21 protein-coding genes are annotated in these 18731 nt (G+C 72.3%); 7 read left to right on the top strand and 14 right to left on the bottom strand.

Features of this window, described 5'->3' with window-relative positions:
* Positions 1 to 12: 12 nt before the first annotated feature.
* Both ASG95_RS15575 and ASG95_RS15580 read left to right on the top strand, forming a co-directional pair.
* Positions 13 to 1491: a zinc-dependent metalloprotease gene (locus tag ASG95_RS15575; RefSeq protein WP_235543923.1), complete on the top strand. Its 1479-nt coding sequence runs from the start codon at positions 13 to 15 to the stop codon at positions 1489 to 1491.
* Entirely contained in the window at positions 1488 to 2081 is a 594-nt protein-coding gene (locus ASG95_RS15580; RefSeq protein ID WP_057378045.1) for an NUDIX hydrolase, read from the top strand. Before ASG95_RS15575 ends, ASG95_RS15580 begins: the two co-directional genes overlap by 4 nt.
* Before the next feature lie 19 nt (positions 2082 to 2100).
* Here the strand turns inward: ASG95_RS15580 and ASG95_RS15585 are convergent, their stop codons facing one another.
* From ASG95_RS15585 to ASG95_RS15605, 5 genes are all read right to left on the bottom strand, one after another.
* On the bottom strand, positions 2101 to 2670 hold the full coding sequence (locus ASG95_RS15585) for a M48 family metallopeptidase (protein ID WP_057378046.1): 570 nt from the start codon (positions 2668 to 2670) through the stop codon (positions 2101 to 2103).
* Positions 2671 to 2741: 71 nt separating this feature from the next.
* The gene (locus ASG95_RS15590) at positions 2742 to 3815 is read right to left on the bottom strand and encodes a phosphotransferase family protein (RefSeq protein WP_057378047.1); all 1074 of its coding nucleotides are present in this window, start codon (positions 3813 to 3815) and stop codon (positions 2742 to 2744) included.
* Entirely contained in the window at positions 3812 to 4573 is a 762-nt protein-coding gene (locus ASG95_RS15595) for an SDR family NAD(P)-dependent oxidoreductase (RefSeq protein WP_057378048.1), read from the bottom strand. Before ASG95_RS15595 ends, ASG95_RS15590 begins: the two co-directional genes overlap by 4 nt.
* Positions 4570 to 5820, bottom strand: coding sequence for an acyl-CoA dehydrogenase family protein (locus tag ASG95_RS15600; protein WP_057378049.1), 1251 nt, complete (start codon positions 5818 to 5820; stop codon positions 4570 to 4572). Before ASG95_RS15600 ends, ASG95_RS15595 begins: the two co-directional genes overlap by 4 nt.
* 20 nt (positions 5821 to 5840) lie before the next feature.
* Positions 5841 to 6665: an enoyl-CoA hydratase/isomerase family protein gene (locus ASG95_RS15605; protein WP_057378050.1), complete on the bottom strand. Its 825-nt coding sequence runs from the start codon at positions 6663 to 6665 to the stop codon at positions 5841 to 5843.
* A 132-nt stretch (positions 6666 to 6797) separates the two neighbouring features.
* On the opposite strand from ASG95_RS15605, the gene ASG95_RS21835 reads away from it, so the two are divergent.
* From ASG95_RS21835 to ASG95_RS15615, 3 genes are all read left to right on the top strand, one after another.
* Entirely contained in the window at positions 6798 to 6956 is a 159-nt protein-coding gene (locus ASG95_RS21835; protein ID WP_091788997.1) for a DUF5679 domain-containing protein, read from the top strand.
* Positions 6957 to 7074: 118 nt separating this feature from the next.
* Entirely contained in the window at positions 7075 to 8028 is a 954-nt protein-coding gene (locus tag ASG95_RS15610) for a hypothetical protein (protein WP_057378051.1), read from the top strand.
* Positions 8025 to 9362: an AarF/ABC1/UbiB kinase family protein gene (locus ASG95_RS15615; RefSeq protein ID WP_057378052.1), complete on the top strand. Its 1338-nt coding sequence runs from the start codon at positions 8025 to 8027 to the stop codon at positions 9360 to 9362. The genes ASG95_RS15610 and ASG95_RS15615 overlap by 4 nt, the downstream gene beginning before the upstream one ends.
* Positions 9363 to 9369: 7 nt before the next feature.
* Here ASG95_RS15615 and ASG95_RS21445 read toward each other — a convergent pair whose 3' ends face one another.
* From ASG95_RS21445 to ASG95_RS15645, 8 genes are all read right to left on the bottom strand, one after another.
* Complete coding sequence (locus ASG95_RS21445) at positions 9370 to 9564, bottom strand: hypothetical protein (RefSeq protein WP_157582154.1); 195 nt, start codon at positions 9562 to 9564, stop codon at positions 9370 to 9372.
* 2 nt (positions 9565 to 9566) lie between these two features.
* Positions 9567 to 10160 (bottom strand): HhH-GPD-type base excision DNA repair protein, encoded by a 594-nt coding sequence (locus ASG95_RS15620; protein ID WP_056923857.1) that lies wholly within the window; start codon positions 10158 to 10160, stop codon positions 9567 to 9569.
* A gap of 97 nt (positions 10161 to 10257) precedes the next feature.
* A complete protein-coding gene (locus tag ASG95_RS15625; RefSeq protein ID WP_057378053.1) occupies positions 10258 to 11739 on the bottom strand; it encodes an alkaline phosphatase family protein in 1482 nt (493 codons plus the stop codon).
* A 106-nt stretch (positions 11740 to 11845) separates the two neighbouring features.
* Positions 11846 to 11977 carry a hypothetical protein gene (locus ASG95_RS22220; protein WP_255358335.1) on the bottom strand — a complete coding sequence of 44 codons (132 nt, stop codon included), beginning with the start codon at positions 11975 to 11977 and terminating at the stop codon, positions 11846 to 11848.
* Between the two features lie 149 nt (positions 11978 to 12126).
* Positions 12127 to 12414, bottom strand: a complete 288-nt coding sequence (locus ASG95_RS15630; RefSeq protein WP_056923859.1) for a WhiB family transcriptional regulator — start codon at positions 12412 to 12414, stop codon at positions 12127 to 12129.
* A gap of 255 nt (positions 12415 to 12669) precedes the next feature.
* Positions 12670 to 12906, bottom strand: coding sequence for a hypothetical protein (locus ASG95_RS15635; protein ID WP_057378054.1), 237 nt, complete (start codon positions 12904 to 12906; stop codon positions 12670 to 12672).
* Between the two features lie 148 nt (positions 12907 to 13054).
* On the bottom strand, positions 13055 to 15244 hold the full coding sequence (locus tag ASG95_RS15640; RefSeq protein WP_057378055.1) for an ATP-dependent DNA helicase UvrD2: 2190 nt from the start codon (positions 15242 to 15244) through the stop codon (positions 13055 to 13057).
* Between the two features lie 34 nt (positions 15245 to 15278).
* Entirely contained in the window at positions 15279 to 15746 is a 468-nt protein-coding gene (locus ASG95_RS15645; RefSeq protein ID WP_056923862.1) for a PPOX class F420-dependent oxidoreductase, read from the bottom strand.
* 99 nt (positions 15747 to 15845) lie between these two features.
* Here ASG95_RS15645 and ASG95_RS15650 point away from each other — a divergent pair, with 99 nt between their 5' ends.
* Positions 15846 to 16115, top strand: a complete 270-nt coding sequence (locus ASG95_RS15650; RefSeq protein ID WP_056923863.1) for a glutaredoxin domain-containing protein — start codon at positions 15846 to 15848, stop codon at positions 16113 to 16115.
* A gap of 76 nt (positions 16116 to 16191) precedes the next feature.
* Here the strand turns inward: ASG95_RS15650 and nudC are convergent, their stop codons facing one another.
* Positions 16192 to 17169: an NAD(+) diphosphatase gene (gene nudC, locus ASG95_RS15655; protein ID WP_235543925.1), complete on the bottom strand. Its 978-nt coding sequence runs from the start codon at positions 17167 to 17169 to the stop codon at positions 16192 to 16194.
* A 41-nt stretch (positions 17170 to 17210) separates the two neighbouring features.
* Between nudC and ASG95_RS15660 the strand changes: the two genes are divergently transcribed.
* The gene (locus tag ASG95_RS15660; protein ID WP_057378056.1) at positions 17211 to 18662 is read left to right on the top strand and encodes a phosphotransferase; all 1452 of its coding nucleotides are present in this window, start codon (positions 17211 to 17213) and stop codon (positions 18660 to 18662) included.
* Positions 18663 to 18731 lie beyond the last annotated feature (69 nt).

The raw sequence follows: 18731 nt of genomic DNA on the forward strand, positions 1-18731 counted from the left end.
TGAGGAGCAGTTGTGCCCGACCTTCCCCCTGACCATGACGACCAGTCCGACGACCCGTCCGACGACCCGCGCGACGAGTCCGGGCGACCGTCCGACGACGCCCTCGGCGACGCCCTGTCCCCGGAGATCGCGGAGGTCCTGGCGCGGCTGACCGGCGGCGAGGTCGACCCCGACCTGGCCAAGGCCCTCAAGGACATGGGCATCGACCAGGTCGACCCGGCGATGCTCCAGATGATGGTCGGCCAGATGCAGTCGATGTTCGCCAGCACCGACACCGACGCGTTCAACCTCACCCTCGCCACCGACACGGCCCGCAAGACCGTGTCCGAGGCGGGCGACGCGGTGGTCGGCGAGGCCGCGCAACGCCAGCTCGACCAGGCGGTCCAGGTGGCCGAGCTCTGGCTCGACGAGGTGACCGCCTTCGAGGCCCCCGGCATCTCCACCCATGCGTGGAGCCGGGCCGAGTGGGTCGAGGCGACGATGGCCACCTGGGGCACGCTCGTGGAGCCGGTCGCCGAGGGCGTGGGCCGGGCCGTCGGCGACGCCATGCGCACCCAGCTCCAGCAGCTCGGCGAGAGCGGCCTGCCCGAGGGCCTCCTGCCGGCCGGCATGGACCCCGCGGCCATGCTCGGCCAGATGGAGCCGATGCTGGCCAAGATGAGCGGGGCGATGTTCGGGCTGCAGGTCGGCCAGGCCGTCGGGGCCCTCGCCACCGAGACGGTCAGCGGCACCGAGGTCGGGCTACCCCTGGTGGCCGACCGGTCGGTCGCGCTGCTGCCCGCCAACGTCGAAGCGTTCGCCGAAGGTCTCGGTGTCGACCTCGACCAGGTGCGCATCTACCTCGCCGTCCGCGAGGCCGCCCGCGTGCGGTTGTTCTCCGAGGTCCCGTGGATCGGGCCGCAGCTGGTCGCCGCCGTCCGCGACTACGCCCGCGACATCAGCATCGACACCGACCGGATCGAGAGCGCGTTGCAGTCTGTCGATGCCAGCGACGCGACCGCCCTCCAGTCCGCCCTCCAGGACCAGCTGTTCCGCCCCGACCCCAGCCCCGCCCAGCGCGCCGCGCTGGCCCGGCTCGAGACCTACCTCGCGCTGGTCGAGGGATGGGTCGACGTCGTGGCCGACCGTGCCACCCGTGAGCACCTGCCCCAGTCCGCCGCCCTCGGCGAGGCCGTGCGTCGCCGGCGGGCCACCGGCGGTCCCGCCGAGAAGGCCTTCGCCGGTCTCGTGGGCCTGGAGCTGCGCCCTCGTCGACTGCGCGACGCCGCCAACCTCTGGGCCGCCCTCGAGGCCAAGCACGGACCGGACGGGCGCGACGCCGGGTGGGGACACCCCGATGTCGCCCCCACCGGCGCCGACCTCGACGACCCGCTCGGCTACGTCGAGCGCTTCGGTACCTCCGAGAGCGCCGACCTCGACGCGGCTCTCGACCAGCTGCTCCGCGAGGGCGAGACCCCCGGGGACGACGAGACCGGCGCGGACGGCCGGTGACGGCGCCGCTGACCGGCGTGCCTGCGGCATACCTCGCGTTGCGGGAGGACGCCCAGCGCGTCCTCGAGCGCTGGACGGCACCCGACGCAGGGCAGGAACGGCTGCGGGTCGAGCTGCTCGCGCACTGCACCGAGCACCCCGACGCGCTGTCGAAGCAGGGGCCGCCAGCCCACCTCACCGCCAGCGCCCTGGTGCTGAACCGTTCGCTCGACAAGGTGCTGCTCACCCTGCACGCGAAGGCCGGCCTGTGGCTGCAGTTCGGAGGGCACTTCGAACCGGGTGACGAGTCGGTCCTGGCCGCGGCGACCCGCGAGGCGCGCGAGGAGTCCGGCATCGTCGACCTCGAGCTGCACCCCGAGCTCGCGCACCTCGACCGGCACGCGTTGCTGGCCTCGGGGTTCGGTCGGTGCAGCGAGCACCTCGACCTGCGCTACGTCGGGGTCACCGACGACGAGGCCGGGTATGCCGTGAGCGACGAGTCGCTCGACGTCGCCTGGTGGCCCGTGGACGCGCTCCCCAAGGCCAGCCGCGACGAGATCGCACCCCTCGCCGACGCAGCCAGGCGGCTGCTCGCCTCGTCGCTCCGGTGACCGGGCAGGTCGTGCGGGGTCAGTCGCTGGGACCGAAGTCGAGGGCGGCCTGGCCGAGCTCGTCGGACTCGGTCTCACCGTCGGACAGGTCGAGGCCAGCAGTCGCCGCGACGCCCTCGAGGTAGCCGCGCGCCCGCTCGAGCCGCGGGTAGCCCTCCAGCAGCCGCCAGAAGTCGGGACCGTGGCCGGGCGAGAGCAGGTGGGCCAGCTCGTGGAGGATCACGTAGTCGAGCACGAAGCCCGGCATGCCCCTGACCCTCGTGGAGATGCGGATGGTGCCGTCGGAAGGTGTGCAGGAGCCCCAGCGGGAGTTCTGGTTGGTCACCCAGCGGATGCTCGTCGGCTTGGCCTGGCCCCCGAGGTAGCGCTGCGAGAGCTCTGCCGAACGCGTGCGCAGCTGGGCATCGCTGGGTCGTCGCTTCTTGTCACCCTTGGCCAGTCGCTCGAGCATCGTGTCGACCCACTGCTGCTCCTCAGCCTTGGTGAACCGCGCGGGGATGAGGACGATGGTGCGACCGCCCTCGCGGTAGGCGCTCACGGTGCGGCGGCGCTTGCGGCTGCGCCGGACCTCGATGTCTGGACTCCCCATGCCACCACGATAGGCGAGCCGACCGACATGACCGGTGACCCGCGCCGCAACCTGGGCGCCTCGTGGGGCGCTCAGGTTGCGGAAAGCAGCTTGGCCAGCCTGCGGTCGAGCACCTGCACGGCGGGTCCGAAGGCGGCATACGCCTCGTTCGTGGTCTGGCCGTTGGCATAGCGGTAGTAGATCTGCTGGGCGATGACGGCGAGCCGGAAGACCCCGTAGGCCTCGTAGAACACCGCGGCGTCGGCGCTGACCTCACGGCCGGCCCGTTCGCAGTAGCCCGCGATGAGCTCGGCCCTGCTGAGCATGCCGGGCAGGTGGGTGGGCACCCGCCGGAAGCTCTGGAAGTCGGCGTCGTCGTCGGCCTGCACCCAGTAGGCCAGCGCAGCGCCGAGGTCCATCAGCGGGTCGCCGACCGTGGCCATCTCCCAGTCGAAGATCCCCACGATGCGGGTGGGGTCGTCGGCGGCGAGGACGAGGTTGTCGAGCTTGTAGTCGTTGTGGATCACACAGCTGCCGACGTCGGCGGGCTGGCGCTCGTCGAGCCAGGCCATCGCCACCTCGAGGTCGGGCTGGCCGGCCGTGTGGGCCCGGCGGTAGCGGGTCGACCACCCCTCGACCTGGCGGCGCACGTAGCCCTCGCCCCTGCCCAGCGTGTCGAGCCCGGCCGCGGCCGGGTCGACCGAGTGCAGCTCGACGAGGACGTCGAGCATCGACTCGCAGAGCCGGCTCGCCTGGTCGCTCGACAGGTCGACCGGCATCTCGCGACGCGGCACCGTGCCGACCAGGCGCTCCATCACGTAGAAGTCGCCACCCAGCACTGCCGGGTCATCGCACATCGCGACCATCGTTGCGACATAAGGGAAAACGGGTCCCAGCGCCGCCTGGATGCGGTGCTCGCGACCCATGTCGTGGGCGCCCCGGGCCTTCGTGCCGCTCGGCCCGCGTCGGAGCACGAGGTCGAGGCCGGGGAAGCGCAGGAGGTAGGTGAGGTTGGAGGCGCCGCCCGAGAACTGCCGGACCTCCGGCTCCCCCGCCAGCCCCGCGGCATAGCGCTGGTCGGCGTGGGAGCGCAGCCAGGTCACCGCCGCGTCGACGTCGAAGGCGTCCTCGGCGCGCACCGGTCGGGCACCGGCGACCTCGCTCACCGCTCCTCCGCGAGCCGCGACGCCTGGTGGCGCATCAAGGCGTCGTATGCCGCGCGGTCACCCCACTTGAGCGCGTAGGCCTGGCGGGCCGGCTCGTCGGGGACGATCACGTCGTCGCCGTGCGCGATCCCCTCGAGCACCGCGGCAGCCACCTCGTCGGCCGTCACCGTCGCCCGCTCGATCAGGCCGGCAACGACCCGCCCGACCCGCTGGTCGGCGCCGCGCATCGAGCTGAGCAGGTTGGTCTTGAAGTAGGACGGGCAGACGACGGATGCCTTGACACCAAAGGGATGCAGCTCGTGTCCGGTCGTCTCCGTGAAGGCCACCACGGCCGCCTTGACCGCGTTGTAGGAGCCCATGCCGGCGGCGTGCACCAGCCCGGCGAGCGAGGCGATGTTGACCACGTGGCCGGACCCCTGCTGCTTGAACATCGGCGTGAAGGTGCGGGTGCCGCGCACGACACCGAGGAGGTTGACGTCGATGATCCGCTGCCACTCGTCGATGGTCGACAGCTCGATCCGGCCACCCCCGGCGATGCCGGCGTTGTTGACGAGGATGTCGAGGCCACCCCAGCCCTGTTCGACGTGGGCCAGGGCTGCGGCCCAGTCGTCGTCGGACGTGATGTCCAGGACGAGGTCGACCCCGTCGGCGTCGTGCACGTCGGTGACCAGGACCTCGTCACCGGCCGCGCGGAAGGCGCTGACGAGCGCAGCACCCAGCCCCGAGGCTCCGCCGGTCACGAGGACCCGCTGGCTCACTGGTGCTTCCCGAGCTCGATGCGGCCGACCACGCTGCGGTGGACCTCGTCGGGACCGTCGGCCAGGCGCAGGGACCGCGCGCCCACCCAGGCGGCGGCCAGCGGGAAGTCGCTCGTCATGCCCCCACCGCCGTGCAGCTGGATCGCGAGGTCGATGACGTCGAGGGCCATGGTGGGCACCTCGACCTTGATCTCGCTGACTGCCGACAAGGCCTCGCGCGAGCTGCCCTGGTCGAGCAGCCAGGCCGCATGCATGACCAGCAGGCGTGAGCGGTTGATGGCGATCCGGGCGTCGGCGATGCGCTCCAGGTTGCCGCCCAGCTTCGCGATCGGCTTCCCGAAGGCGGTGCGCTCGAGGGCGCGCTGGCAGGCCAGCTCGAGCGAACGCTCGGCGAGGCCGATGGCCCGCATGCAGTGGTGCACCCGCCCCGGCCCCAGCCGACCCTGCGCGACCTCGAAGGCCCGCCCGGGGCCGAGCAGGATGTTCGCGGTGGGCACCCGCACGTCGGTGAACGACACCTCGCCGTGGCCGAGCGGTTCGTCGTGGTAGCCCATCGTGGAGAGCATCCGCTCGACCTTGACGCCCGGGGCGTCGCGCGGCACGAGCACCATCGTGTGGCGGGAGTGTCGGTCGGCGTCAGGGTCTGACAGCCCCATGAAGACGAGGATCTTGCACTCGGGGTTGCCGATGCCGGTGGAGAACCACTTGCGGCCGTTGACGACCACCTCGTCACCGTCGACGACCGCGGTCGCTGCCATGTTGGTGGCGTCGGAGGAGGCCACCTCCGGCTCGGTCATGCAGAAGGCGCTGCGGATCCGCGCGTCGAGCATCGGCTCGAGCCACTCACGCTGCTGCTCGGGGGTGCCGTACTTGAGCAGCACCTCCATGTTGCCAGTGTCGGGCGCGTTGCTGTTGAACACCAACGGCGCGATGGCGGAACGGCCCATCACCTCGGCCACCGGCGCGTAGTCGACGTTCGAGAGGCCCTCGCCGCCGTCGGTGCCGAACTCCGCGGCATACCGTCCGGCGTGCTCCTTGGGCAGGAACAGGTTCCACAGACCCTCCGCCCGCGCCTTGGCCTGGAGCTCCTTGACGACCGGCGAGGGCGTCCACGGGTCGCCCCCGCTCTCGCGCCGGGCCTGGATCTCGGCGTGCAGCGCGGCCTCGACCGGCTCGATCTCGGTGTCGAGGAAGGCACGGACGCGGTCGCGCAGGTCGGTGGCACGCGGTGACAGGGAGAAGTCCATGCGCCCGACCCTAGTGAAGGTCAGCGGCCGTGGAAGGTCGGCCGGCGTTTGGCTGCCGCGGCCGCGATGCCCTCGTGCAGGTCCTCCGTCGCGAGGGTGACGGCCTGGGCGAGCGCCTCCCACTGCAGGGCGTCCTCGAAGGTCGCGTGGCCGCCGTCACGCAGCGCCTGCAGCGTCAGCCGGGTGGCGACGGGCGCTGCCGCCGCGATGCGTTCGGCGGCGGCGATGGCCTCGGGCAGCACGTCGTCGACGGGCAGGGCGCGCGACACCAGTCCGAGCTGCGCCGCCTCGGTGCCGCTGACGACGCGACCGGTGAGCAGCAGGTCTCGAGCCACCGCGTGGCCCGCGACGTTGGGCAGTGACCAGGTCGTCGCCATCCCCGGGTGCAGCCCCAGGGAGGTGAACGGCACGCCGACCTGGGCGTCAGCGGCGGCATACCGGAGGTCGCAGGCGAGCGCCACGGCGAACCCGGCCCCGATCGCCGCGCCGTTGACGGCCGCGATCGTGGGCACCTCCAGGTCGCGGATCGAGAGCCACGAGCGGTAGAAGGCGAGCATCCTCGTCCGGAGCTCGCTGACCGGCGCGTCGGGGTCCTGGACGATCCAGGAGAGGTCGCCACCAGCGCTGAACGCCGGCGCCGCTCCGGTCACCACGACGGCCGCGAGCGCCACATCCGTGCGCAGGAGCCCCATCAGCCTCACCCACGACGCCGTCATGGCCGTGCTCATCGAGTTGCGTCGATCCGGCAGGTCGAGCGTCACCACCGCGATCCGGCGTCCCGAGGCCTCCCGGGAAGCCACCCGCAGGTCCTCGAACTGGGTCTCCCACCACGGCTGCGTGCTCATGGGGCGAAGACTAGGGGTGGGCCCTGAGCACGACGCACAGGCCCCCCTTGCGCGATTTTGTGCTCAGCATGGTCTAAGTTTGGCCGAAGTCCGACGGCGCACCGTGTGCCGTGAACAAGAGGAGACATGGCGATGGCTGAAGAGACCTACAAGGGCGAGTTCTACTGCGTGAAGTGCAAGGAGAAGCGCGAGGCCGAGGGCCGTGTCGTGGAGACCAACGGTCGCCGCATGGCCAAGGGTGTGTGCCCCGTGTGTGGCACCAACCTCAACCGCATTCTCGGCAAGGCCTGACACCAGGCTTTCGCACCGCGAGGGGCGGCACCGACCACTGGTCGGTGCCGCCCCTCGCGGCGTCCGGGCCTGTGGATGGCGGGTCGGTTCGCCAGTGTGCTGTGCGAGATTGGGCCGCGTGACTGGACGCACCCTGTTCAAGGCCCTGTGGCCGGTCCTGCGCCGCGGCGCAGGAAGCGTGCAGTTCGGCACCGACCCCACTCGTGCGCGGGTGGTGGAGGGACTGCGCGCCGACGAGCTCGACGCCCTCCAGCTGCTCGACGGCGCCCGTGAGCTCCCGGCGGCGCTGCAGACCCCGACCGGTCGTGACCTGCTCGACCTGCTCCTCGCCCACCGGCTGGTCGCCGACGCCGCCCAGCCGGTGCCGCAGCCGCCACCCACGCGGGTCCTGCTCGCCCACGACACGCAGGCGGTGCTGCGCATCGCCCCCACCCAGAGCCAGGCGTATGCCGCGTTGGCCGGCCGCCGGGCGGCGCACCTCCTGGTCGTCGGGCGGGGTGAGCTGCCGCGCGCCATCGCGGAGCTGCTGCGCCGCGCCGGGGTCGGCTCCGTGCGGCAGGGCGCCGACGTGGCGGACGACTGGGAGCCGCCCGCGCTCGTCGTCCTGGTCGGCTGGGGCGCGGTCGACTCGGCAGCCGCCACGCCGTGGCGAGCCCGCGGCACACCGGTGCTGCCCGTGGTGCTGCACGGGCTGGAGGCCGTCGTCGGCCCCGTCGTCGTGCCGGACGGACCGTGCCTGCGCTGCCTCGACCTCGCCCGCGCCGACCTCGACCCGGCGTGGCCCGCCCTGCTCGGGCAGCTCGTCCCGGTCACGGTCGGAGCCGGACCCGAGGTCAGCGGGGAGACCACGCTGGTCGCGGTGACCGCCTCGATGGCCGCGATGGTGGCGCTGGCGGTGCTCGACGGCCACTCGCTCCCGACCGGTCGGTCGCTCGAGGTCTCGCTGCCCTGGCCCGGGGTCCGACAGCGTCAGTGGGCGGCGCACCCGCGGTGCGCGTGCGGGACGCGATCCGACCCGTTCTGCCGACCCGCTGACGGCGAGGTTGCCCCGCAGGTCAGAATGGCCGGGTGAACGAACTCCCTCGCCGTGCCGTCAGCCGCACGGCCCGACTGGCGAGCCTGCCCCTCGGCTTCGCCGGGCGCACCGCGGTGGGGTTCGGCAAGCGCGTGGGCGGCAAGCCCGCCGAGGCGGTCGCCGCCGAGCTGCAGGCCCGCACGGCCGAGCAGCTCTTCAAGGTGCTGGGCGAGCTCAAGGGCGGGGCGATGAAGTTCGGCCAGGCCATGTCGGTCATGGAGGCTGCCCTCCCGGAGGAGATGGCCGGCCCCTACCGCGCCACCCTGACCAAGCTGCAGGAGGCGGCCCCTCCCCTGCCGGCTGCGACGGTGCACAAGGTGCTGGCCGAGGAGCTCGGGCCCCGGTGGCGGTCCTCGAAGTTCCAGTCGTTCGACGACACGCCCGCAGCAGCGGCCTCGATCGGCCAGGTCCACAAGGCGGTCTGGCGCGACGGTCGTGAGGTCGCCGTCAAGATCCAGTACCCCGGCGCGGGCAAGGCCCTGCTGTCCGACCTCAACCAGCTCGCCCGGGTGGCCCGGCTGGCCGGCGGGTGGATCCCCGGCATGGACATCAAGCCGATCACCGACGAGCTGAAGTCGCGGATGAGCGAGGAGCTCGACTACAACCTCGAGGCCACCAGCCAGCGCACCTTCGCCAAGGCGTTCCGCGGCGACCCGCACTTCGCCGTGCCGGACGTGCTGGTCAACAGCGAGCACGTCATCGTGTCGGAGTGGATGGACGGCATCCCGCTGTCGCAGATCGTCGCGTCGGGCACACCCGAGCAGCGCAACGCCGCCTCCGAGCGCTACATGGCGTTCCTGCTGGTCGGGCCGGCCCGCGCCGGGCTGCTCCACGCCGACCCCCACCCCGGCAACTTCCGGCTGCTGCCCGACGGGCGGCTCGGGGTGATCGACTACGGGGCGGTCAACCGCCTGCCGTCAGGGCTGCCGCCCGCGATGGGCACCCTGGTCAGCGCGGCGCTGCGCGGCGAGGCGGCTGAGCTCGAGAGGGGCCTGCGGTCCGAGGGGTTCATCAAGCCGTCGATGTCCCTCGATGCCGAGGCGCTGCTGCACTACCTCGGCCCGTTCATCGAGCCCCTGTCACACGCCGAGTTCACCTTCAGCCGGCCGTGGCTGCGGGGCGTGGCCGCGCACGTCAACGACATCCGCCGACCCGAGTTCCTCGTCGGCATGAAGCTCAACCTGCCGCCGTCCTACCTGCTCATCCACCGGGTCTGGCTCGGCGGGATCGGCGTGCTGTGCCAGCTGGGCGGGACCGTCTCGGCCCGGCAGATCGTGGTCGACCACATGCCCGGCATGCAGCTCCGGCACCTTCCCCCACCCCTCGACTGACGTCGGGTCACCACCAGGCGGAGTCGAGCTTGCCCTCGATGCTGCGCAGGTGCTCGCGGCTGCAGCGGTCGCAGGTCCAGACCTCGCGGTCGTTCTCGGTGCCGCGGGTCCAGGTGATCGCGGCCAGGGCCGGGTCACCGGCGACGGTGCCGCAGGTCGAGCACACCGGAGGTGTCTCTGACGGTCCAGCCTGGTCAGCCACGGCTACTTCTTCGTCAGGGCGGCGTCCTTGGCCTTCGCCGCGGCCTTCGCGGCCTGCTTGAACTCCCGCACCTTGGCCAGCGACGCGGCGTCGACGACGTCGGCCACCGAGCGGTAGGAGCCGTCCTCGGCGTAGGGGCCGATGGCCTCCTGCCACCCCGCCGGCCGCACCTCGAGCTGCTTGCCGACCAGGGCGGCGAAGATGCGGGCCTTCTGGTCGCCGAACCCGGGCAGCGCCTTGAGCCGCTCGATCAGGTCGCGGGTGTCCGCGGCCTCGGTCCAGATCGTCTCGGCCCGGCCGTCGTACTGGTCACGGACGACGGTGGCCAGCTGCTGCACCCGACCCGCCATCGACCGGCCGTAGCGGTGGATGGCCGGCGGCGTGGCGCACAGGTCGGCGAAGGACTCCGCCTCGGCCGCCGCGATCGCGTCGGGGGCCAGCGTGCCGAACCGGTCGAGGATCTTCCACGGTCCGCGGAACGCGTGCTCCATGGGGTACTGCTGGTCGAGCAGCATCCCCACGAGCAGCGCGAACGGGTCGTTGCTCAGCACCTCGTCGGCGGCCTCGTCCTGGGCGATCCGGATCTGCGTAGCCATGCGGACCAGCCTAGCCTGCAGGTTTCGTTCCAATTGGAGGGAAACCTGCAGCGGGGCGGTCCCCCTCCTTGCCGCTGGGTGGGCCCGCCCGGTGGCCTCAGAGCAGGTAGACGAACCCCGGGCCCTCGTCGCGGTAGGGGATGCCGAGCGCCTCGAGCGCCGGCGTCCACGAGCCGGTCACGCTCGGGTCGGCGCCCTCGAACCCGTGGTCGGCCGTCAGCAGGAAGGTCACCTCGTCGAGCGCCCCCAGCGACTTGAGGTGGTCGAGGAACACCACGAGCCGGGCGTCGCTCTGCCGCAGCGAGTCCCGGGCGAGGTCCGACCGGGGTCCGCCGCCGTGGTGTCCGGCATCGGTCACGACGTGCGCCCACCAGGTCAGCGTGGGCGCGTCGGCAGCGGTCTCCCACAGCTGGAGCACCTGCTGCAGGCCCATGTCGTCCACCTGCACCCCCCACCGGAAGTAGGGGTCCGCCAGGTGCTCGGGTCGCTGGACGAACGGGGACTTCTCCGGGTCCGGGAGCAGGTCACCCATCCCCGTGGTGGCCGACTCGAACCCGCCGGCAGCCCTCAGCAGCGCCATCGTCCCGTAGTCCGCACCGCGGTCGATGGCCTCGTCGACGCTGGCGGTCCGGGGCGAACCCTCTTGCGGCACATGGTCGTTCACCATCTCGAAGACGGTGCGCACGCCGGGCCGGAGCCACTCCGCGCTCCGGTGCCAGGTTTCCGCGTCGTTGGGGACGACCCGCTCCTGCCGGGACCGGTCGAAGTACACGTTGCCGAGCACGCCGTGCCGCCCCGGGCCGACGCCGGTCAGGATCGAGGTGTGGTTGGTGAGCGTCACGCTCGGGAACTCGGCCACCGCACCCCCACGCAGCGCCAGCCCGTGCTCGATGAGGCGAGCGACCCCCGGCAGCTCACCCGACTGGGCGAGGTGGAGCAGGTCACCGCAGTGCGCTCCGTCCCACAGGATGCCGACGACCCGCCGACGCTGCCCGTCCGCGGGTGGTTCGAGGTATGCCGTGAGGGCGCGGCCGTCGAGCTCGGCACCGTGCGCGTCGCGCAGGTCGTCGGACGGCACACCCGACAACACGGCGAGGGTCGGAGCCACGTCGACGAGTCGGGCGTGGTCGTCGACGAAGCCCAGCTTCGCCACTCCCGGGCCGGACATCACCAGCGGGGCGCGCGACTGGATGACATCGAGCGACCCGTGCTCGCCTGCGTGCCCACCCTCGTCGACGAACCAGTGCCGTGGGGTGTGGACGACGGCGACGTCGGGGCTGCGGTCGGCGTCGCCGAACAACGAGAGGATCCGTTGCGCGGCATACGGGTAGGCGTTGTCGGTGGACACCCGCGGGCCGGCAGCCGCGAGCTCGGCCTCGTAGGGCAAGAAGGCCATCGGGTCCTCGCTGGCCACGGGGTCGATCCCCGAGAGGACCTCGTGGCTGCCGTCGGCGTGCAGCCGCACCGTGCCCAGGTGGTTCGCGGCGTGCGCCACCCCGCCCTCGACCCAGACCGCCAGGTCGACCACGGCGGAGAGGTCGGGAGCGGTCAGGGCCTTGACGACGGCTTCGCGGGACATGTGCGGACGATAACGAGTCGAAGGCCGTGCGCAGGACCCCAGACATGGAAGAACCCGCCGGGACGACCTCCAGAGCGGAAGGTCCCGGCGGGTTCGGGCACGGGGGTCACCGGGCCAGCATGCGAGGCATGGCGAGCAGCAACTCGTGCTGCGCCTGTGCCTCGAGCCGGCGCTGGTACTCCCGTTGACGGCGCCGTCGATGGGCGCGCGCCAGGTCGGCGTACAAGGCCTGGAACATGGTGGAACTCCTGGTCTGTGAAGAGTGGTGTTCAGTGCTGTGGGCGGGGTGACGGGTCGGTCCCGCGGGGCCAGCTCCTGCGGCTGGCCCCGCGTTCACCTCTCCGGTACCCCCGCCGGTGACGGTCTGGACGAATGCCGTGGACGACATCAGGCGGCGACCGGGTTCTTGCGCGGCCGGCCCCTGGGCCGCTTGCGTGCGACGACGACCCCCTGGACGAAGAGCTCACCGCCCCACACGCCCCACGGCTCGGACCGCTCGAGCGCGCCTGCGAGGCAGGCGGCCAGGGCCGGGCACGTGTGGCACAGCGACTTCGCGAACTCGACGTCGGCCGGGCTCTCGGCGAACCACATCTCGGCGTCGTTCTCTCGACACGGGATGCCGGCGCCGGCGACCGCGGCCTGCTCGTTCAGGTCGTGGAGTGCGCTCAGATGCATCGGGTGTCACCTCCCTCTCGTCGTCCCGCCACGGTGGTGGCGGATTTCCCTGTTTCCGTCTGGCCGGTGGGTCCTCGGTCGAGGGCCGGTCCGTTCTCTTCGGTGTCGGACTTCATCTCTGGTGGTGCTTCTTCCTGCTCGGTGTGGTGCGGAAGACTTGTGTTTGACCAACAACGGGTGTTCGGACAAACAGAAAGGCCGCGGATCCCGGATATCGGGTTCCGCGGCCTCGGAGAGGGCCTGCTGGCTGGTGGCCTAGACAGGTGGTTCTCCGAAGGGACGGAACGCGAGATCCTTGGTGGCACCGAAGCCGCCGATGTAGAACGTCGGAGCCGGGGCATCGGTGATCACACGGGTGGCGATGGGCGCGGGCACAGTGGTCCCCTGGACCCATCCACGGCTGCCTGCGAGGAGGACACGGCCGACCTCGGGGCACACGGAACGGACGCGGGACATGTGAGTCGCGTCGATCGTCATCGTGAAGTTCTCCATTGGGACCTACCCTCCTTCGTGTGCTCGTGGACCCCAGCGCATCGCGCGCGACACCCTGGGCTGGTGTGTTGGTCCAGAGTACGGGACGCCCCTGCGGGGCAGCAACGCATTTATCGAGATTTCCTGCAAAGAATTGGTGAACGAACGCCTAGTCTTCGGAATCCGTTGCAGCAGAACGGGTTTCGAGCACAGATTCGACATCCTCACCGCTGATGAGGGCCAGCACCTGCGCGCCGTAGAGCCCGAGCTTGCGCGCCCCGACACCGGAGATCTGGGCCAGCTCGCTCTCGGAGCCCGGCTCGCGCTCGGCGATCACCGTGAGCGTGGCGTCGGTGAAGACGACGTGGGCCGGCACGCTCGTCTCCCGCGCGACGGCCAGCCGCCAGGCCCGCAGCCGCTCGAAGGTGGCCTCGGAGTAGGTCGGCGGACAGGTGTCGCAGCGACCGGTCTTGCGCTGCGCCGCGGTGGTCAGCTCGGTGCCGCACGAGCGGCAGTGCGCGGGGAGCGCCGGCTTGAGGGCCTTGCCCCGGCCGCCCTTGCCCGCTCCGACCTTCGCCGACCCCTTGGGCTGCGAGCGAGCGCCGTCGCCGAGGATGCTCGCCGCGCCGTCGAGGAACCGCGACGGCCGGCGGCTGGCCCGGGCCCCGGGAGTGCGGGCGCCGGACCACGACAGCCGCAGCTCGCGCCGCGCCCGGGTGACGCCGACGTACATGAGGCGGCGCTCCTCCTCGATGGCCTCGGGGGTCTCGGCCATCATGATCGGCAGGTAGCCGTCGGAGACCCCGGCGAGGAACACGACGTCCCACTCCAGTCCCTTCGCGGCGTGCAGCGAGGCGAGCGTGACGCCCTGGACGGCCGGGGCGTGCTGGGCCGAGGCCCGCTCGTCCAGCTCACGGATGAAGTCGGGCAGGCGGGCCTCGGGACTGGTCACGACCAGGTCGTCGGAGAGCGCGGCGAGGGCACTGAGCGACTCCCAGCGCTCCCGGCCGGCGCCTCCCGAGCTCGGCGCCTCGCGGGTCCAGCCCGCGCCGAGCAGGACGTCGCGCACCAGCTCGGGCAGCGGCTTCGAGGAGTCGTCGGACCGGGCCGCACCGCGCAGCAGCAGGATCGCGTCCCGCACCTCGCGTCGGGAGAAGAACCGTTCCCCGCCCCGCACGAGGTAGGGCACACCCTGGTCGGCCAGCGCGGACTCGAACGCCTCGGACTGGCCGTTGGTGCGGAACAGGATCGCGATCTCGGCGGGAGACACCCCGTCGGCGACCCGCTTGGCGACCTCCGCGGCGATCGCGGCGGCCTCGGCCGGGTCGTCCGGGTGAGCGGTGAGGACCGGGGTCGGCCCGTCCTGCCCCTGGGCCTGGAGCACCACCGCATTGCTGCGCATCGCCCCCGACGGCCCGCGCACGACGAGGTTCGCGAGCCCCACCACCTGCGGTGTCGAGCGGTAGTTGCGCACCAGCCTGACCACCTCGGCCTTGGGGTGCCGGGTCTGGAACTCGAGCAGGTGGCGAGGGCTGGCGCCGGTGAACGAGTAGATCGTCTGGGCCGGGTCACCGACCACGCAGAGGTCGTCGCGCTCCCCCACCCACAGGTCGAGCAGCCGCTGCTGGAGCGCGTTGACGTCCTGGTACTCGTCGACGACGAAGTGGCGGTACTGCGAGCGCACCGCCCGCGCGATGTCGTCGCGCTCGGCGAGGATCCCTACGGTCAGCAGCAGCACGTCCTCGAAGTCGATGACCCCACGCTGGGTCTTGACCTGCTCGTAGGCCTCGAGCACCCGCGCCATCGCGGTGGCGTCGAGGCCGGGCGGCTCGCGGCGCGCGGCGCGCGCCCCCGCGGCATACGTCTCAGGGGTGAGCATCGACACCTTGGCCCACTCCACCTCGGCGGCCAGGTCACGGATGGCGGTGCGGTCGCGCGCGAGGTCGAGCCGCAGCGACGCAGCGGCCTGGGCGACCGCAGCGGCCTTCTGGCTCATCACCTCGGGGGCGGCGCCGCCGATCGCCTGCGGCCAGAAGTAGTGCAGCTGCCGCAGGGCCGCGGCGTGGAAGGTGCGCGCCTGCACCCCGGCGACGCCGAGGGTGCGCAGCCGGGTGCGCATCTCGCCGGCGGCTCGGGCGGTGAACGTGACGGCCAGGACGCGTTGGCCCTGGTAGGCGCCGGAGTGGACGCCGTAGGCGATCCGGTGCGTGATCGCCCGGGTCTTTCCCGTGCCGGCGCCGGCGAGCACGACCATGGGTCCCAAGGGGTGCGCCGCGACCTCGCGCTGCTCGGGGTCGAGGGCGGCGAGGATGTCGTCGGCGGAGGAGTGCACGGGTATGCCGTGGGGCTGGGTGGGCATCGCCGAGATCCTGTCATGGGCGACTGACGGCGGGTTACTGGACCAGCCCGTAGACGCGGGTCACCCGCAGGCGCAGGATGCGACGACCGTCCTTCACCATCGCCCGCCGGTAGTCGTCCCAGTCGGGGTGGTCCTCGCCACGGATGGTCCGGTAGAGCTCGACCAGCTCGTCGACCACCTCGTCGTCCTCGGCCCCCGCGACCGGTGAGAACTCCGCGTCACCCTCGAGCACGGCATACGACCAGCCCTCCGGCGAGGTGACCATGAGCGAGCCCCTCGGGTCGCGCAGGAGGTTCGCCACCTTGGCCCGGCCGTCGACGACCGACACCCGCACCGTGGGGGTGGCCGGGTCGCTGCGGTCGAGGGCGAAGTTGACCATCGAGAGCTGGGGCCGGCCGTCGCGCTTGAGCGCCGCGAGCGCGCCGAGGTTGCGGCCCGCGGCCAGGGCGAGCAGGGCTGGGTCGAACGCGGGGGTTTGTCCGGATGCTGCAGTGGAGGCCATGGGACAATCATGGTCACAGAGGTCACACCCCGGCGCGGAAGAACGCGGGCCGGAGCGTGGTTACATGGCTAGACAGTCTCCGACCCCCTGAAAGAGATCATGAGCGCCAGCGCCCTGAAGCACCCCGTCCCCGGTTCCGTGACCATGTTCAGCACCTCGTGGTGCGGCTACTGCAACCGTCTCAAGGCCCAGATGGGGCGCGAAGGCATCGCCTTCACCGAGGTGAACATCGAGGACGTGCCGGAGGCCGTGAAGTTCGTCATGGACGCCAACGACGGCAACCAGACCGTCCCCACGCTGCTCTTCCCGGACGGCTCGTCGGCGACCAACCCCTCGATCAACGAGGTCAAGAAGCGCCTCGCCTCCTGATCCGGAGCACCTAGACACCCACCAGACCCCGGCCACCGGCCGGGGTCTCGTCATGCCCGGCTCGCTCGCCGCGTGGTCAGCCGGGAGCGACCTCGGCCAGGTCGTGGCCCAGCCAGCGCTCGATCAGCCGGCGGGCGATGGACAAGCGGGTGGAGGGGCTGACCTCTCCTGCCGCGAGGATCTCGCGGTACTCCTCGCGGGTGAACCACCGGGCCTCGGCGATCTCGGCCTCCTGCAGCCGGAGCTCGTCGCCGGTCGCCCTGGCGGTGAAGCCGACCATGAGCGAGTTCGGGAACGGCCACGGCTGGTCACCGAGGTACTCCACGTCGTGGACCTGCAGGCCCACCTCCTCGTGGACCTCCCGGGCGACCGCCGCCGCGAGGCTCTCCCCCGGCTCGAGGAAGCCTGCGAGCACCGAGAAGCGACCCGTGCCCCAGCCCGCCCCTCGGGCGAGCAGCAACCGGTCGCGGTCGTCGACGACGGACATGATCACGGCCACGTCGGTCCGCGGGTAGTGCTCGCTGCCGTCCCGGTCACACCGGCGCAGCCAGCCCCCCTGGATCGGCTCGGTGGGAGCACCGCAGCGTGGGCAGTGGCCGTGGGTCGCATGCCAGTTCGCGAGCGCCAGCGCGGTCGCGAAGACCGTGGCGTCGCGGTCGGACAGGTCGGCGCCGACCTGGCGCAGCCCGCGCAGCCGCTCCCAGACGCCGCCGTCCGGCGCCTCCACCTCTGGTGCCGGGCGCGCCACCGCGAGGTATGCCGTGCCGTCGCCGTCCTGCCCGAGGAACAGGACCAGCGCATCGGCATCGGCGGGGACCGGCGCCCGCAGGTCCAGGGCCGGCGCGGCGCCCGCGCCGTCGTCGTCCGGCCGGTCCCCGTCGTCGGCGTGGCCCAGGAGCACCGGGACCTTGTCGCCGTGGACCTCCAGGACCCGGGTCGAGGGGTCGGCGAGCAGCCGGTCGAGCAGGTCCGGCTGCGCACGCAGCTCGGCGTGCCGGTCGAGACCGGGCCGGGCGAGCGCGAGATTCGGGAGAGTTTCGGTCAGGAGGCCCACACCTCCACCCTAGGCGCGCCCGCACGGCATACGGTGACCGTGTGGACCGCAGCCCCCTCTTCCTCGCAGCGCTCGCGAGCGCTGCCGTGCCGGGGCTCGACCCGGCCAGCGTCGAGGCGCTCCCCGGCACGTCCGACCACGGTGACCAGGCCAACGGCTACGACGTCGCGTTCGTGCAGGACACCCAGCACCGGCGCTGGGTGGTGCGGGTGCCGCGCAGCCAGGCAGCCGCCGCCCAGATGGAGTCCACCTTCGGACTGCTCGCGCTGCTGGCGCGGCGGCTTCCGTTCAGTGTGCCGACGCCGAAGGGCTTCGCCGCGCTCAAGGAGGGCGGCCGGGCCGCGATCTATCCCTACCTGCCCGGACAGAACGTCGACTTCGCGCAGCTGCCACCCGGGCCGGGCCTGGCCGCGGAGCTCGGGCGGTCGATCGCCGCGCTGCACAACGCCGACCACGGCCTCTTCGACGAGGCCGGGCTGCCGGCCTACGACGCCGACACCTACCGCACCCGGCGGCTCAGTGAGCTCGACCGCGCGGCGGCCACGGGGCACGTGCCGACCGGCCTCCTCGCGCGCTGGGAGAAGCTGCTGGAGGACGTGACGCTCTGGCGGTTCGCGCCGACCCCGACGCACGGCGACCTGACCGGCGACCAGGTGCTGGTCGTCTTCGACGACGACGACGATGCTGCGAGCGGCCGCGTCAAGGCGTTCACCGGGTGGGAGGACGCCAAGGTCGCTGACCCCGCTGACGACTTCTTCGCCCTGGTCACGCAGACCGCGCCGAGGGCCCTGGAGACACTGATGGAGGCCTACGCGCACGCCCGCGCCGAGCGCCCCGACTCCCACCTGCTCACCCGGGCCCGGCTCTCGGCCGAGATGCGCACGCTCTCGCAGCTGATGTCCGCCGTGTCGGGCGGCGACCGGCTCCAGGTCGAGCGACTCGCCTCGGCCCTGCGTCGCCTCGACGACCGCGTGCACGCCGAGGAGGAGGCCGCCAACGACTACCGGCGGGCCGGCAGCGGCCCGACCACGAGCAGCCCGGTGCTGGTGCCCCCGGTCCTCGCGGACGCCGAGGACGACGACGAGGACGATGTCGAGGTGATGTTCGGCCGGACGGCCGACCCCGACGACAACAGCGACACCGGCGACAGCGACGCCAGCGACGCCAGCGACAGCGACAGCGACGCGGTGTCACCGGGCCGGGTCGGCCACGCCGAGTTCGAGGGTGAGCTCGAGGGCGAGCTGGAGGGCGAGCTCGTCCTCGAGCTCGAGGACGAGACCCCGGGACAGCTCGCGGGCGAGGGCGAGCTCGACACCGAGGACCAGCCGGCGGCCGGGTCCGAGACCGAAGCCGGGTCCGAGACCGAGCCCGAGACCGGGTCAAACCACGACGTCACGGCGGAGCTCGACGTCAGCTCGCTGCGCCGTCCCGAGGTCATCGAGGGCGACGACCCGGGCCCGGAGTTCGAGCCCGGCTACCACCCGCGCAGCTAGCCCCCGCACCACGTCGCCGCACCACGTCGCCGCACCACGTCGCCGCACCACGTCGCCGCACCACGTNAG

The sequence above is a fragment of the Phycicoccus sp. Soil803 genome (genome assembly GCF_001429685.1).
Classification (GTDB): Bacteria; Actinomycetota; Actinomycetes; order Actinomycetales; family Dermatophilaceae; genus Pedococcus.